This is a genomic window from Rhodococcus sp. H-CA8f (genome assembly GCF_002501585.1).
GTDB classification, from domain to species: domain Bacteria; phylum Actinomycetota; class Actinomycetes; order Mycobacteriales; family Mycobacteriaceae; genus Rhodococcus_F; species Rhodococcus_F erythropolis.
Map to the genome: position 1 here is coordinate 1629794 of NZ_CP023720.1, position 14948 is coordinate 1644741.

Annotated in this window: 13 protein-coding genes and 1 pseudogene; 10 read left to right on the forward strand and 4 right to left on the reverse strand. The window is 62.4% G+C overall.

Annotation, left to right across the window (positions count from 1 at the left end; all coding sequences use genetic code 11):
- Positions 1-24: 24 nt before the first annotated feature.
- Complete coding sequence (locus tag CPI83_RS07850) at positions 25-1212, reverse strand: ROK family transcriptional regulator (protein ID WP_019744795.1); 1188 nt, start codon at positions 1210-1212, stop codon at positions 25-27.
- 194 nt (positions 1213-1406) lie between these two features.
- On the opposite strand from CPI83_RS07850, the gene CPI83_RS07855 reads away from it, so the two are divergent.
- From CPI83_RS07855 to xylB, 3 genes are all read left to right on the forward strand, one after another.
- Positions 1407-1637 (forward strand): DUF3263 domain-containing protein, encoded by a 231-nt coding sequence (locus tag CPI83_RS07855; protein ID WP_020970382.1) that lies wholly within the window; start codon positions 1407-1409, stop codon positions 1635-1637.
- A gap of 69 nt (positions 1638-1706) precedes the next feature.
- A complete protein-coding gene (locus CPI83_RS07860; protein ID WP_003946343.1) occupies positions 1707-2024 on the forward strand; it encodes a WhiB family transcriptional regulator in 318 nt (105 codons plus the stop codon).
- 24 nt (positions 2025-2048) lie between these two features.
- Positions 2049-3446, forward strand: coding sequence for a xylulokinase (xylB, locus tag CPI83_RS07865; protein ID WP_097387046.1), 1398 nt, complete (start codon positions 2049-2051; stop codon positions 3444-3446).
- A gap of 7 nt (positions 3447-3453) precedes the next feature.
- Here xylB and CPI83_RS07870 read toward each other — a convergent pair whose 3' ends face one another.
- Positions 3454-4170, reverse strand: coding sequence for an HAD-IA family hydrolase (locus CPI83_RS07870; protein WP_020908678.1), 717 nt, complete (start codon positions 4168-4170; stop codon positions 3454-3456).
- A 142-nt stretch (positions 4171-4312) separates the two neighbouring features.
- On the opposite strand from CPI83_RS07870, the gene cycA reads away from it, so the two are divergent.
- The 7 genes and pseudogenes from cycA (at position 4313) to CPI83_RS07905 (ending at position 12518) form a co-directional block, all read left to right on the forward strand.
- The gene (gene cycA, locus CPI83_RS07875; protein WP_019744791.1) at positions 4313-5776 is read left to right on the forward strand and encodes a D-serine/D-alanine/glycine transporter; all 1464 of its coding nucleotides are present in this window, start codon (positions 4313-4315) and stop codon (positions 5774-5776) included.
- A 122-nt stretch (positions 5777-5898) separates the two neighbouring features.
- Positions 5899-6669: a M23 family metallopeptidase gene (locus CPI83_RS07880; protein WP_003946431.1), complete on the forward strand. Its 771-nt coding sequence runs from the start codon at positions 5899-5901 to the stop codon at positions 6667-6669.
- Positions 6670-6795: 126 nt separating this feature from the next.
- Positions 6796-8301, forward strand: coding sequence for a glutamate-cysteine ligase family protein (locus tag CPI83_RS07885; protein ID WP_097387047.1), 1506 nt, complete (start codon positions 6796-6798; stop codon positions 8299-8301).
- A 141-nt stretch (positions 8302-8442) separates the two neighbouring features.
- Positions 8443-9336, forward strand: coding sequence for a universal stress protein (locus tag CPI83_RS07890; RefSeq protein WP_020970378.1), 894 nt, complete (start codon positions 8443-8445; stop codon positions 9334-9336).
- Between the two features lie 175 nt (positions 9337-9511).
- Positions 9512-10552, forward strand: coding sequence for an LLM class F420-dependent oxidoreductase (locus CPI83_RS07895; RefSeq protein ID WP_007727670.1), 1041 nt, complete (start codon positions 9512-9514; stop codon positions 10550-10552).
- A gap of 358 nt (positions 10553-10910) precedes the next feature.
- On the forward strand, positions 10911-11804 hold the full coding sequence (locus CPI83_RS07900; RefSeq protein ID WP_029255952.1) for a universal stress protein: 894 nt from the start codon (positions 10911-10913) through the stop codon (positions 11802-11804).
- A 76-nt stretch (positions 11805-11880) separates the two neighbouring features.
- Positions 11881-12518, forward strand: a pseudogene (locus tag CPI83_RS07905) (response regulator transcription factor).
- Between the two features lie 2 nt (positions 12519-12520).
- On the opposite strand, the gene CPI83_RS07910 reads toward CPI83_RS07905, so the two are convergent.
- Complete coding sequence (locus tag CPI83_RS07910; RefSeq protein ID WP_021332279.1) at positions 12521-14212, reverse strand: GAF domain-containing protein; 1692 nt, start codon at positions 14210-14212, stop codon at positions 12521-12523.
- A 27-nt stretch (positions 14213-14239) separates the two neighbouring features.
- On the reverse strand, positions 14240-14935 hold the full coding sequence (locus CPI83_RS07915; RefSeq protein WP_070795877.1) for a hypothetical protein: 696 nt from the start codon (positions 14933-14935) through the stop codon (positions 14240-14242).
- Positions 14936-14948: the final 13 nt, after the last annotated feature.

Sequence of the window (14948 nt, forward strand, 5' to 3'; positions counted from 1 at the left end):
CAGAGCATGCGAGAAATCAGTTGCTCAGGTGTGGAGCGACGCGGCGATCCGCAGATCGATTTCCCTTGCGCTGAGCAGATGGTCGAGGACGAGAACCGCACAACCGAGGATCCCGGATTGTGCGCCGTGGCTGACCGAAGCGATCTGAAGCTTTCGGGTGGCAAGCGCCGTTGCGTTGCCGTAGACGGACTCCCGAAGTCCGGCGAGGAAGAGCTCGTCTGCCTCGGCCATGTCGCCGCCGATGATCAGGACCTCGGGATTGAGGAGGTTGACCGCGCCGGAAATGACGTCGCCGATAAGTCGGCCGCTGCTTCTGATGAGCCGGCGGGCTTCGCTGTCGCCGTCCAGGGCGAGGCGGACAACGTCACGCACGTGCCCGACGCTTCGACCCTGATCTCGGAGGGCGTGCACGAGAGCCCAACCGCTGGCGACGGTTTCGACGCAGCCGACGTCGCCGCAGCGACACTTCATGCCCCGCGCTGCAGCGGTTTTGGTATGCCCGATCTCGCCGGACGCTCCGAGTGAACCGCGTTGGAGGATTCCGCCCATGACGATTCCTGCGCCGAGGCCGGTTGACGCCTTGATCATCAGGAGGTTGGGCGCGCTCTCGCGTCGTTCGCTCAATTCGGCCAGGGCCATCACGTTGGCATCGTTGTCGGCAAACAGTGGCGCCGTGGTCACCGATGCCAGATAGGGGGCAAGAGCGACGCCGTCCCATCCGGCCATCATCGGAGAGTCGAGGCTCGCTCCCGCGGCGACGTCGACCGTTCCGGGAATGCTCAGTCCGATTCCGATGACCTCGGTAGACGCGCGGTGGACCTGGGCCAGTAGTGACGAAAGATGCTCGGCAATTTCGGGCATCAGTTCGTCGGGGCCGACCCCGACCGACTTGTCGATGTCTTCTGCCGCGAGGATCGTGCCCGCCAGGTCGGTGACGGCAAGTTGTGCCCGCGATCGACCGATTGCCACGACGAGAACCACGCCGGACGAGTTCGCGAAGGTGAGAGTGGACGGCGGCCGGCCGCCCGTCGACGGGCCCTCGTCGTCATCGGCGATCAAACCAAGCGATTGAAGTGCTGCAACCCTGGCCGATACCGCCGTCCTGGACAGGCCGGTGAGCTTCCCGATCTCGCTGCGCGTGGTCGCGGAACCGCTGCGTATCAGCGTGAATACCTCTCCCGCGGTAGCCGGAGTCGTGGACGGTCGGGTCATTGTCCTATTCAAGCATTCCTCGTCGGTAACTTCAGCGTGCGAAAGTTCGCATACTTTGTCCACAAAAAGACGTAAGTAGGTCTTGTGAAAAAGCAGAAGTAGGCATAGTCTGTGTCTTGACTCACTGCCACGGGCGTCCGAGGAGACGAGTCGCAGTTTCTGTGAAGCAGGGCGCACAAACAGGGGAGAACCTGATGAGCCGCACCGATACACAAGAGATCGTCGAGTTCGCACGTAAGTGGCAGCAGTTCGACGGTGGACCTGACGAAGAGATCTTTGTAACCTTCGGCCTCGCCCCGGACGAGTATTTCCGCAGGCTGCAGGCAATTCTCGACGACGGCGTCGTAGCGCTGACTCCGCCGGTCACCGGCGAACTCGCAACGGTCTGTGCACATCGACTCGGCCAATCGGCCAGGCGTCGATAAGCCCGACCCGGCGTCAGCCCAGAGTCACCCGAATCCGTTTCACCCGAGTAAGGAATTGAGGTCGCCATCATGCACAAGCACCTTCCGATGCCGTACCCGACCGCCGAAGTGTGGGACTGGCAGCTGCAGGGAGCGTGCCGTGGGCACGATTCCGCGGTCTACTTCCACCCGGACGGCGAGCGTGGACACGCTCGCGAGAACCGTGAACGCAACGCCAAGAAGGTCTGCGCGACGTGCCCCGTGCTCCAGCAGTGCCGCGAACACGCACTCTCCGTCCACGAGCCGTACGGCATCTGGGGTGGAATGACGGAGACCGAGCGCGCAGAATATGTGCGATCGCTGCGTAAGCGCAGCAACCGGATGCCCGCGGTCGCCAACGCGAGCTGACGGTCCTTCGGAAAGGACGCCAGTGTGACCCTCGTAGCCGGTATCGATTCGTCTACCCAGTCGTGCAAAGTCATTGTCCGTGATGCCGATTCGGGAGAACTGGTACGAGAAGGACGGGCGGCCCATCCCGTCGGTACCGAGATAGATCCGACAGGCTGGCTCGAGGCGATGGACAATGCAATCGCCGCGGCGGGTGGGCTCGGCGACGTCGCAGCGGTATCCGTCGGAGCTCAACAGCACGGCATGGTGTGTCTGGACAGCGGCGGCGAGGTCGTCAGGCCGGCGCTGCTGTGGAACGACACTCGTTCGGCGAAGGCTGCGACGGATCTGGTCGAAGAACTCGGCGGATCGAAGGCGTGGGCCGACGCGGTTGGCGTAGTTCCGGTCGCCGCGGTCACGGCAAGCAAGCTTCGATGGCTCGCAGATCACGAGCCAGGCAACGCCGATCGCACTGCCGCGGTGTGTCTTCCGCATGACTGGCTGTCCTGGAAATTGGGCGGGTCCGGTTCAATCGAGGAGCTCGCCACAGACGCGGGCGACGCAAGTGGAACCGGCTATTACGCTGCCTCGACGCGCGAATACCGTACCGACTTGCTGGCGTTGGCATTTCGCGATCGCACCCCCCATGTTCCCCGAGTTGCATCGCCGAACGAAAAGATCGGAAGCACTGGCTCCGGGGGAATCATCGGACCGGGTACGGGTGACAATGCCGCAGCCGCACTGGGTTTGGGAGCAGTCCCCGGTGACGTGATCATCTCGATCGGAACATCCGGCGTCGTGTCGGCTGTATCGGCCACCCCCACACACGATCCCAGTGGAAACGTGGCAGGATTCGCGGACGCAACCGGCCTGCACCTGCCGCTGGTGTGCACTCTCAACGGCGCGCGCATTCTTGATGCGACAGCGTCCATTCTCGGTGTCGATCACGCCGAACTGTCCCGGTTGGCGCTGACCGCGCCCCTCGGAAACGACGGGCTGGTCATGATTCCGTACTTCGAGGGCGAGCGGACGCCCAACCGCCCCGACGCCACGGGAGCGATGCACGGTTTCCGGCTGCAGAACTCGACGCCGGCGCATTTCGCGCGCGCCGCAGTCGAAGGGCTCCTGTGCGGCTTGGCCGACGGCGTCGACGATCTGGTTCGTCAGGGCGTCGAGGTGAAGCGAGTTCTCCTCGTCGGAGGCGGAGCGAAGTCTCGCGCTCTCTGTGAGATTGCGCCGGCAATTCTCGGAGTGCCGGTCGTAATCCCTGCTCCGGGTGAGTACGTCGCCGAAGGGGCATGCAGGCAAGCAGCATGGGCACTGTCCGGGGACACGCGGCCGCCGGTGTGGCCGAAACCGGAAGAGCGACGATTCGACGCCGAACCAGCTCCCCACGTGCGCGAGCGCTACGCGTCGTTGCGCGAACTCACCGAAGGCGTCTGAGCGCTCCCTACAGAAGCCCGAACTTCCGCACTGCGTCGAGTAGCGCGTGTGGGCGTTCGGTCGTCGGCAGGGGATCGACGAGTGCGAACTGGCAACCGACGTCTCGGGCCGCGCCGTCGGCGACATCACTGTCTCCGATCATCAGGGTCTGCGCCGCATCCACATCCAGCTGTGCCAGGGCGTATTCGAAGATCGCGGGTTCCGGTTTGACTGCACCCACCTCGAACGACAGGACGAACTCGTCGACCCAGACGTCCCAGCCGCGGTCGACGAACGCCGGACGGATGTCGAAGGCGATGTTGCTCAAGACGGCAGTGCGTACGCCCTTCTCCGACAATGACTTAAGGACCTCACCGGTATCCGGGTACGGCGACCACTGGTCCGGATCGACCAGCAGCGCGTAGAAGGCTTCGGCCCGAACCGGATCGGGCACTCCGGACTTGCTCAACACGTCGAGGTACGCCTGACGATGCAACTTCGGATCCCGGTCGCGGTTCTCCCACGCGTAGATCCCGGCTTCGTCCATCTCGACGGTTCTGCCCACCGGCGCGGTCATCCGACGCATCAACTCGGCTTGAGCGTGCACGTCGAGCGGATCGCCTTGATGATCGACGAGGTGCTCGGTCCAATCGTCGCTCTCCTCCAAACGGAAGAGGGTTCCGGAGAAATCGAACAGCGTCGCGGCGATATGTCCGTCTTGATGGGCCGTGCTGTCAGTGTTCACCTCGACAGGTTATCGGCGTCCGCTTTCCGATGCTTGATGTGAGCCAGTGCACGCGTACTTTGAGAGAGCACATTTTCCGAGGTTCCCCCGACGGGCACGATTTCGATGCCCCGGATGAACCGTATGACGAGGGGGATCCTCCGTGTCCGACCACGCGAATACACCAGACCTGACGAAGCCGTCCGGCGAAGACCCCCACCTCTCACGTCAGCTGTCCAACCGGCATATCCAGCTGATCGCCATTGGTGGTGCCATCGGCACCGGACTGTTCATGGGATCGGGCAAGACGATCTCGCTTGCCGGGCCTTCCGTGATCTTCGTGTACATGATCATCGGCTTCATGCTCTTCTTCGTCATGCGGGCGATGGGGGAGTTGCTGCTCTCGAACATGGCGTACAAGTCGTTCTCCGACTTCGCCGCGGATCTGCTGGGCCCTTGGGCGGGATTCTTCACCGGCTGGACCTACTGGTTCTGCTGGATTGTCACCGGCATCGCGGACGTCATCGCGATTTCCGGATACTTCAAATACTGGTGGCCAGGTCTCGCGGCATGGATACCTGCTTTGCTGACGATCGCGGCGCTGCTGCTCCTCAATCTCCCGACCGTTCGCGCCTTCGGTGAAACCGAGTTCTGGTTCGCGCTGATCAAGATCGTCGCCATCGTCAGCCTGATCATCGTCGGCATCGTCATGGTCGTCTCCGGGTTCACGGCGCCGAACGGTGCCACCTCGGGTATCGACAACCTCTGGAACGACGGCGGCATGTTCCCGACCGGATTCATGGGCTTCGTGGCCGGCTTCCAGATCGCCGTGTTCGCCTTCGTGGGCATCGAACTGGTCGGCACCACCGCCGCCGAGGCGAAGGACCCGGAGAAGAACCTGCCGAAGGCCATCAACTCCATCCCCATTCGTGTCCTGCTGTTCTACGTCGTTGCACTGACCGTGATCATCGCGGTGACTCCGTGGCGCGAAATCAGCGCAGACAAGAGTCCGTTCGTCGCCATGTTCACACTCGCCGGCCTCGGCATCGCTGCATCTGTCATCAACTTCGTCGTGCTGACCTCCGCTGCGTCTTCGGCCAACTCGGGTATCTACTCCACCTCGCGCATGGTGTTCGGCCTTGCACAGGAGGGCGACGCACCGCGGGCACTCGGCAAGCTGAACTCGCGCAAGGTCCCCGCGAACGCCCTGATGTTCTCCTGCATCTTCTTGCTGGCGTCGCTGATCCTGCTGTTCTCGGGCGATTCCGTGATCGAGGCCTTCACCGTCGTCACGACCATCTCGGCGCTGCTGTTCATGTTCGTGTGGACGATCATCCTGGCGAGTTACATGGTGTACCGGAAGCGTCGTCCGCACCTGCACGAGGCGTCGAAGTTCAAGATGCCCGGCGGCATCGTGATGTGCTGGGTCGTGCTCGCGTTCTTCGTCTTCATCCTCTGGGCGCTGACAACCAAGGACGACACCCTGCAGGCACTTGTCGTCACACCGATCTGGTTCGTGGTTCTGGGTATCGCGTGGGCGATCATTCGTCGCCGACCCGCTCACCGGGCACGATACGACGCATTCAAGTCAGAACTGGACGCCAGCCGACAGAACGGCGAGAAATAGTTTTGGTCAAGATCGGGTAACGGTGGCGGCCGCCTTGATCAAACTGTTACATTCTTCGGCAGACAGAGGAGCGGGCTTCATCAGAAGGACGCTGCACGCCGACGACTGACGGAGTACACACTGTGGGAAACCACCACCGCACGGGCAATGACGATGTTGTCTTCGAGATCGATCCCGAGGCAGCAAGCGGCCGCCACCGCACCCCGTCGGCTGGCCCTGGTGCCGGTGTCAAGGCGGGTGTCGTAGCTGCGGCTACCGGTGCACTCCTCGTCGGTGCAGGCCAGATGGGTGCAGGAACCGCTGCTGCGGCGCCGGCAACTCAGACCATCGCCGGCATCGAAATCCCGCAGGGTCTGCTCCCCGAGGGCGTTGTCGTTCCGGCTGAATTGGCGGCACTTCCCGCTCTCGACATTCCCGAGCTTCCCGATTTTGCTGCCGATCTCAACACGCAGGCACAGCAGTTCCTCGCGGGGATCAACCCCGGCACCTCCGCTCGCACCGTGCAGCCGGTGTCCGGAACGCTGACCTCCACCTTCGGTTCGCGCTGGGGAGCACACCACGGCGGCCTCGACATCGCGGCTCCGATCGGTACGCCGATTCTGGCTGCAGCAGACGGCCAGGTCATCGACGCCGGCCCGGCGTCAGGTTTCGGCCTCTGGGTTCGCGTGCAGCACGACGACGGCACGGTCACCACGTACGGCCATGTCAACGACTACCAGGTCAACGTCGGCCAGCGCGTCAATGCTGGCCAGCAGATCGCCACAGTGGGTAACCGTGGACAGTCCACCGGCCCGCACCTGCACTTCGAGGTTGCCGAGAACGGCGCAAAGGTCGATCCCGCAGCGTGGCTGCAGGCTCGCGGCGTGGCTGTCACCTGGGTAGACAACTCGTAAAGAGAAACTTTCGGAGAACTGCGGTGGCGTCGGGAAATTCTTCCTGGTGCCACCGCAGTTCTCGTTTGTCGGTGACACCGGCCGGATAGCCTTCAGTGACGTTGATCGTCGAAGGGGGAATGCGCGATGGGTGCAGAAGTCACGGCGCGAGAATTCACGCGGGCGGACCGTAGGCTCTTTCGCAAGAAAGTGCGGTCTTGCGTCGACGCCATGAAGCAGATGCTCGACGGTGGTGACTTCCGAGACGCCGTCGACAAGCCGGCGCCGCTGCTGGGCATGGAGATCGAATTCAACCTGGTGAACGGGGACATGGCTCCTGCGATGTCCAACCGTGAAGTGCTCGAATCCATCGACGACGCTGCGGTTTTCCAAACCGAGCTCGGACAGTTCAACGTCGAGATGAACGTTGAACCCGGCCCACTCACCGGTGATGCAACTTTCGAATTGGAAAAGAAACTGCGCGCCTCCCTCGACGTCGCAGACGCGCGAATCCATGCGCACGACGCTGAGATGGTGATGATCGGGATGCTGCCGACTCTGCAACTCGAGCATCTCGATCGAGAGTGGATCACCGCGAACCCGCGCTATGAATTGCTCAACGAGCAAATTTTCACCGCTCGAGGCGAGGACATCGAACTCGACGTCGAAGGTGTCGCGCTACCTGGCAGCGACGTGGAAATTCTTCGGGCCGATACCAATTCGGTAGTCCCGGAGGCGGCATGTACGTCCATGCAGTTGCATCTCCGCGTTGCGCCGGAAGAGTTTGCCGCGCATTGGAATGCCGCGCAGTGTCTGGCCGGCATACAGGTGGCGTTGGCGGCCAATTCTCCTTTCCTGGCAGGCAAGGCGCTCTGGCACGAATCGCGCATCCCGATCTTCGAGCAGGCCACGGACACAAGAACTTTCGAGCTGAAGAACCAAGGTGTGCGGCCGCGGGTGTGGTTCGGTGAGCGGTGGATCCACTCGGTGCTCGACTTGTTCGAAGAGAACTCGCGGTACTTCCCGGCCCTGCTGCCTGACGTGTCGGACACCGATCCACTGGAAGTGCTCGCGGCGGGCGGAGTTCCGGAGTTGAGCGAGCTTCAGATGCACAACGGCACGGTCTATCGCTGGAATCGTCCGGTGTACGACTGCTCGGATGGCAAGCCGCACTTGCGCATCGAGAATCGAGTGCTGCCGGCCGGACCGACTGTCGTCGACATCATGGCCAATGCGGCCTTCTATTACGGCACAGTTCGGGCGCTGGTGAACGCGGAGCGGCCACTGTGGTCGCACATGTCGTTCCATGCGGCAGAAGAGAACCTGCACATCGGCGCCAAGTACGGACTCGACGCAACTTTGTACTGGCCGGAGATCGGTTGGGTCGGTGCCGACGAGTTGGTCCTGCGAAGGCTGCTGCCGTTGGCGGACGAGGGTTTGGCGGACTTCGGATTGTCCGCCGCGGCCCGCGATCGGTATCTCGGCGTCATCGAGGGGCGGTGCCTGAATCGGCAGACCGGTGCCGCCTGGCAACGAGAGCACGTGGCGCGCGCGGAGGCCTCGGGCGCGGACCGCTCGACTGCGCTCACCGGAATGCTCCGCGGTTACGTCGAGAACATGCGGGCGGGAGATCCCGTTCACACCTGGTCCTGATTGCTCTGCTAATTCTCCTATCCGTCAACAGTTTCGGGGACCTAAGTCCCCGAAATGAAGAGGGGGCGACCCCAAAAAAGCCGGACAAGTGGGATGGTTAGAGTGAAAGTGGCTCGGTTACTTCTTCAGGAAGGTGGGCACATGAGTTCACGCGAACATAACAGTGTTGTTGTCGGAGTCGAGGGTTCGGACACTGCGTCCACTGCGCTCCGCGAGGCCGCGAAAATCGCCGCCCAGCGCGAATTGCGACTCGACATCATCCATGCTCTCGACTTCGCGCCTTACGGTTTCGGCGGACCGTACGTCGACGCGGGTGGGGTGTACGAATGGGTCGAAGAGGCGGGAAAAGCGATCTTGGCAGAGGCGGAACAATTCGCCCGTGAGATCGATCCGAAACTCGAAGTTCACACCGAAATCGCCATCGGCAGCGCAACTCAGTGGTTGATCGAGAGTTCGGCGCAGGCCAGGCGGGTCGTTGTCGGAGCGTCCGCTTCGGGCAAGGCGGCGACGGCAGTTCTCGGTAATACAGCGGTCGGTGTTGCCAGTCACGGCAAGTGCCCGGTCATCGTCGTGCGGGACCGCGACGGCGCAGTGCCTTCGGAGGGACCCGTCGTGGTCGGCGTCGACGGCAGTGCGCTCAGCGCGCAAGCAGTGGGCGCGGCATTCGAGGAAGCAGCGTTCCGCGGCGCCGAGTTGGTGGCGCTGCACGTGTGGAGTGACCTCGGCAGCGCGGCATTCGAAGACCCGAGGGCAGCTGCGCTTGCCCCGCAGTCTCTTGAAGAGGAAGAGCACGCAGTACTCAGCGAGAGCTTGGCCGGTTGGTCCGAGCAGTACCCGGACGTGAAGGTCCGGCGCGAGGTATACCTCGACAACCCACGAGGACGGCTGCTCGACTGGTCGGCAAAAGCGCAGCTTGTTGTAGTCGGCAGCCGTGGCCGTGGTGGATTCCGTGGCATGCTCCTCGGCTCGACCAGCAATACTCTGATCGCTTCGGCCAAGTGCCCCGTCATGGTGGTTCGCCCCGAAGAATCCTGACCTCTCCAAGTTCTCCCGCTACCCCGTTCGTTTCGGTCATCGAATACGAACGGGGTAGTCACATGAATGCGGACTCATGTTCCGTAGTGTTCGATGTGAGTTAGGTGTTCGATGGGAGTACCAAGGCTGTGTGCGCGTCGCACACGGCGGCAATCGTCTGGATTGGGGTTACAACGTGCGTATCGGTATGGGTTTGAACTACAGCGGCGGGTTCGCCGAAACCGTCGAAGAGGTCGGTGACCTGGAGAAGGCGGGCCTGGACATCGCCTTCGTTCCGGAAGCGTATTCCTTCGACGCGGTCAGCCAGCTCGGTTACCTGGCGGCCAAGACGTCGACCATCGAACTCGCTTCGGGAATCTTCCAGATCTACACCCGTACGCCCTCGTTGACCGCCATGACGGCAGCGGGCCTGGACTTCGTCTCCAACGGTCGCTTCGTTATGGGCCTGGGTGCTTCCGGACCGCAGGTGATCGAGGGATTCCACGGCGTCAAGTACGACGCTCCGTTGGGACGCACGCGTGAGGTCGTCGAGATCTGCCGTCAGGTGTGGCGCCGCGAGAAGGTCGAATACCAGGGCAAGTACTACCAGGTTCCGCTCCCCGCCGAGAAGGGCACCGGACTGGGCAAGCCGCTCAAGCTGATCAATCATCCTGTGCGTGAGCGCATCCCGATCCTGATCGCTTCGCTCGGACCCAAGAACGTCGAACTGACGGCTGAGATCGCCGAAGGCTGGGAACCCATCTTCTTCCATCCGGAAAAGGCAGCAAGCGTATGGGGCGAGCCGATTGCGAAGGGCAAGGCCAAGCGCGATCCGAGCCTCGGCGAGCTTCAGGTGTACGCGTCGCCGGCCCTGGCCATCGGTGACGACGTCGACCACATGCTCGACTGGGTACGCCCGAGCCTTGCGCTCTACATCGGCGGCATGGGCGCCAAGGGCAAGAACTTCTACAACGACCTCGCGGTGCGATACGGCTACGAAGAGGCCGCCGAGAAGATTCAGGATCTCTACCTCGCGGGCAAGAAGGACGAGGCCGCAGCAGCGGTCCCGGACGAGCTGGTTCGCGCCGTGTCGTTGATCGGTCCCGAGAGCTACGTCAAGGAACGCGTCGCAGCCTTCGCCGAAGCTGGCGTCACGACGCTCAACGTCACGCCGTTGGCGGCCGATCGCAACGGCCGTGTTCAGCTGATCGAGAAGTTCCGCAAGATTTGTGACTGACCCTGCTGTGCGCCTTTATTAACCGCCGGCGGTTAATAAAGGCGCACAGCAGATCGGGTGATTCGGGATCTCTTGCGCACGAAACCCGATCTTGGGCGCTTGTTGACAGGACTTTTTTCACTTCTGACCGGTCGGGTTCTTCGCCTAACGTGGATCGAGTAGCCAGGATTTGCGTGCGAATCCGGCACCGGTGGCCTCGTTGACGCCCGAAAGGGATGTTGGCGGGGCCGTTGCCGCAGTCCACCCGAACTCGGAATGTCCGATTCGGGACTCGCGTCGGCTGATGAATCCTTTTTGCCGTCATTGGGCAATAGTGTGAGGGCGAAGAGATTCTCTGGTCGATCGTGGAGGGACGAACATGAGTGCAACCAAACCCGTAGTCGTGGCAGTGGACGGCTCGGAATCGGCGTCGTCGGCTGTCGTCTGGGCCGCTCGAACGGCGGTGGCGCTCGGTCGTCCGCTGCATATCGCGACGGTGGTGCACATCCCCGCTTTCTACTACTCCGAGCCGTACCTCGCCGAGAGCTTCAAGGACGAACTTCGCCGCACTGCCACCGCTCGTCTGGACAGCGCGCAGATCCTCGCGCGCCAAAGCATCGACGACGACCTCCAGATCGTCACCGAACTACTCGACGGCAGCGTCTCCGATCGCCTGATCGAATTGTCCAAGGGCGCGTACATCATTGCGCTCGGGCCCCGCGGGCATGGTGAATTCACCGGATTGGTCGTCGGTTCCGCGACGGTGTCGGTCGTCTCGCACGGCGAATCTCCGGTGGCGGTAGTCCGGGGCCGGACGCTTGATGGTCGACCGCCGACCGAAGGTCCTGTCGTCGTCGGCGTCGATGGATCCGAAAGCAGCATCGAGGCAGTCGAGCATGCTTTCGAACAGGCATCCGCTCGGGGTGCAACATTGATCGCCGTCAACGTGTGGAGCGATGTGAGCGTGCAGCCCTCCCTCGGCGCCACCCCCGACGATCCACTGTGGAGCAGCATCCAGACAGGTGAGGAAGTTGTTCTTGCCGAGCAATTGGCTGGTTTCACCGAGCGCTACCCGGACGTCGTCGTCGAGAGAGTCGTCGCGCGTGACCGTCCGGTCCGAGTGCTGAGCGAATACGCGGAGACGGCGCAATTGATCGTCGTCGGCAGTCGCGGGCGCGGCGGATTCGCGGGAATGCTCCTCGGATCGACCAGTCGGGCACTGCTCCATACTGCGGATTGCCCGGTTCTCATCGTCCGGCACGTCAACAAGTGAAGAGAATGCATTCAATGACTTTTGAGTCCACCGTCTCCGGTACCGTTCGACGTGAGATGTCTTTTGGAGGGGTTCGATGACAACGCGGATATTCCTGGTCGACGATCACGAGATCGTCAGACGCGGATTGTTCGACCTACTCGGTGGGGTCGAAGACTTCGTGGTGGTGGGTGAGGCCGCATCCGTGGGAGAAGCATTGGCTGCGGTACCGCAGCCAATGCCGACGTCGCGGTTCTGGACGTACGGCTGCCGGACGGCAACGGCGTCGAACTGTGCCGCGAACTGCGCTCGATGCTGCCCAACCTGCGCTGCCTGATGCTCACGTCGTACGCGGACGACGAGGCACTACTCGACGCGATCATGGCGGGCGCTTCGGGATTTGTCCTCAAACAGATTCTCGGAACCGATCTGGTCGCTGCGGTCCGCACAGTCGGGCGCGGCGGTTCACTGCTCGACAGTCGGGCGACGGAGGCGCTGATGCAGCGGATCCGTAGCGACCGCACAGCTGATCCGTTGGCCGAACTTTCCGATCAGGAGCGAGCAGTCTTCGACCTCATCGGAGAGGGACTCACCAACCGGGAGATCGGCGCGCGATTGTTCCTCGCGGAGAAGACAGTCAAGAACTACGTGACGCGTCTGCTCTCGAAGCTGGGCATGCAGCGTCGTACTCAGGCTGCGGTGCTGGCCACCGAAATCCGCAGCGGCAGTCGATAGGTCTACCGACCGGACTTCGGTCGATTCGAGTTGGTGCGCCCGAGCGGTACTCGCCAGAGCAGGCGTGCACCGCTCGGATCGTGGTTGACGATCGTGCACGTACCGCCGCAATGTTCGGCACGGCGCTCGAGATTGTGAAGTCCACTCTTGTGGAAGTCGGAGGGGAGTCCGACGCCGTCGTCTTCGATCGTGATCGCAAATTCGACGTCCGCGGTGACTGCGATGGTGATGTGGTGTGCGTGTGCATGCCGAAGGACGTTGCTCAGCCCCTCACGCAGCACAGCTTCGGCGTGCTGGTGGATCCCGGGATTCACCAGAGTGTCGATGGCGCCGGAGAATTGGACGCTGGGGGTCACGGCGGACTGTGCGGTGGCGTCGCCGATGACATCGAGGAGGCGTCGGCGCAGGCTCGACGAATCGGTGGCTGTGGGAGTCTGCAGATCGAAGATGGTTGTCCGAATCTCGCGGACTGTCTTGTCGAGCTGTTCGAGGGATCGTTTGACAATCGCGCGCGCCGACTCCGGGAGGGTCTCGTCTGGAAGCGTGCTCTGCAGGCTCATTCCGCTCGCGAACAGTCGCTGGATGACGTTGTCGTGCAGATCTCGTGCGATGCGGTCGCGGTCCGCGAGAACCGATAACAGGCGTTGCGCCTTTTGTTTCTCGTCGAACTCGATTGCAACGGAGCCGAGTTCGGCCATCGACTCGATTCGGGTCAGTTCGTCGTGATCCCAGTGCGTGTTGGTCGAGTTCGACGCCACGATGACCGCGCCGACTACACCCGAGGCGACGCACATCGGTGCCACGACCGCACTTCCGGCCGACGGCACCAGTTCGGTGAGTGCACCTAAAGTGGTGAGTACCTGTAGCTTTCGAGTGCTCCGCACCACGTCGAACGGATAGGTCGTCGCTGGAATTCTGACTCCACGTGACGTGGTTCTGGCGCTGGCTGCAGCGTGAACCTGTGCGTATCCGTTCTCGCAGATCACCACGATCACGTCGTCGACGCCGGTCAGGTCCCGAACGCGACTGGCAAGAAGTTGCAGGCCGTCCTCGAGCGAGTCACCGGCCAGCAATCGCGAGCGAATGGCAGATGTTGCGGTGAGCCATCTTTCACGAGTTCGTGACTGCTCGAACAGTCGAGCATTTTCCACAGCGATGCCGGCTGCGATGGCGAGGGCCTCGAGAATGACCTCGTCTTCTTGGGTGAACTCGGCTTTTCCGCGCTTCTCAGTCAGGTAGATGCTTCCGAACACCTTTCCTCGCATCATGATCGGCGCCCCGAGGAAACTCTCCATCGGCGGATGATTTGCGGGGAATCCCACCGATTCGGGATGGTCGCCGAGATGCGCCACACGCAAAGTCTGCGGGTGATTCATCAGAACACCCAGAACGCCATGACCTTCGGGGAAATGTCCCATGGTCGCGCGTTGGGACCCGGAGATTCCCTCGTACACGAATTCCGAGAGTCCGCCCCCCGGCGCCGCAACCCCCAGGGCGCCGTAGCGGCAATCCAGAACCGTTGTCGCAGAGGTGATGATCCGTTGGAGAGTCAGGTCGAGATCCAGACCTGAACCGACCACCAGGACCGCCTCGAGTAGACGGTGGAGTGTCGGTATGTCTGCATTGGAATCGCCCAGGCGGTCGAGCAACTCGCCGAACGTGCGTGCCGGACTGTGACCCGATGCTTCGACCATGGTCGAAGCATATCGCCTCGCGGAACGTCAGCCCTCCTGACGGCGACCTTCCCACCACGACGACCAGTGATGCTTGATTTCGTCGAACTCGTCATCGCTCAGGTCGTAGGTGGTCAGCAGGATGGACATGCCTCCGTCTGGCCGCTGCGGAGTCACCGACTGGGTCGCGACAGAGAGTAGACCAGGACCGAGATCTTCGACTGTCAACCCGAATTGGTGATCGGTGACGTAGTCGACGACGCCTTCGAAATAGTCGCCGGGAGCGATTGTCGCCGCGTATCGACTTCCCGCTTCCAAACCGATTTCGGTGAGCCCGAGGACGGTTGCCGCATTCTCGCCAGGGAGCAGCAGGCCGTCGAGATAGATGGTTCTTCGCTCAGCGAGTCCGTGGTGCTCCACTGCGAATCTGAGCAACTGGAGGAACGTCGTCCATCCCTCGGTGATGTCGTCGTACCAGTCGTCGTCGGCAGATTTGGCCGGCCGATCGATGCGGACGACCGTCTTGCCGTCTTGTTCGAGAAGTGAGAAGCGGTCACCGTTTCCGAGTTTCAGCGTCAGTGCTTCGGGATCGGCCTCAGCGGTGGAGTAGATCTGGGTGATTTCGTCGTCGAGACCGTCGTACTCCCAGCCGAACCAACGACGAATCAGCGACGGGTCGCGCAGGGCGGGCCACAGAACGGACGGGGCTGCGACGATGGACACTTCGATCACGGTTTCGCTCACCCGGAAGACGGTA

What these genes read in the sequence shown, in the direction of transcription:
- CPI83_RS07850 (WP_019744795.1), bottom strand. Translation starts at nt 1,212, where the DNA reads ATGACCCGACCGTCCACGACTCCGGCTACCGCGGGAGAGGTATTCACG.
- CPI83_RS07890 (WP_020970378.1), top strand. Translation starts at nt 8,443, where the DNA reads ATGAGTTCACGCGAACATAACAGTGTTGTTGTCGGAGTCGAGGGTTCG.
- CPI83_RS07855 (WP_020970382.1), top strand. Translation starts at nt 1,407, where the DNA reads ATGAGCCGCACCGATACACAAGAGATCGTCGAGTTCGCACGTAAGTGG.
- CPI83_RS07910 (WP_021332279.1), bottom strand. Translation starts at nt 14,212, where the DNA reads ATGGTCGAAGCATCGGGTCACAGTCCGGCACGCACGTTCGGCGAGTTG.
- CPI83_RS07860 (WP_003946343.1), top strand. Translation starts at nt 1,707, where the DNA reads ATGCACAAGCACCTTCCGATGCCGTACCCGACCGCCGAAGTGTGGGAC.
- CPI83_RS07885 (WP_097387047.1), top strand. Translation starts at nt 6,796, where the DNA reads ATGGGTGCAGAAGTCACGGCGCGAGAATTCACGCGGGCGGACCGTAGG.
- CPI83_RS07900 (WP_029255952.1), top strand. Translation starts at nt 10,911, where the DNA reads ATGAGTGCAACCAAACCCGTAGTCGTGGCAGTGGACGGCTCGGAATCG.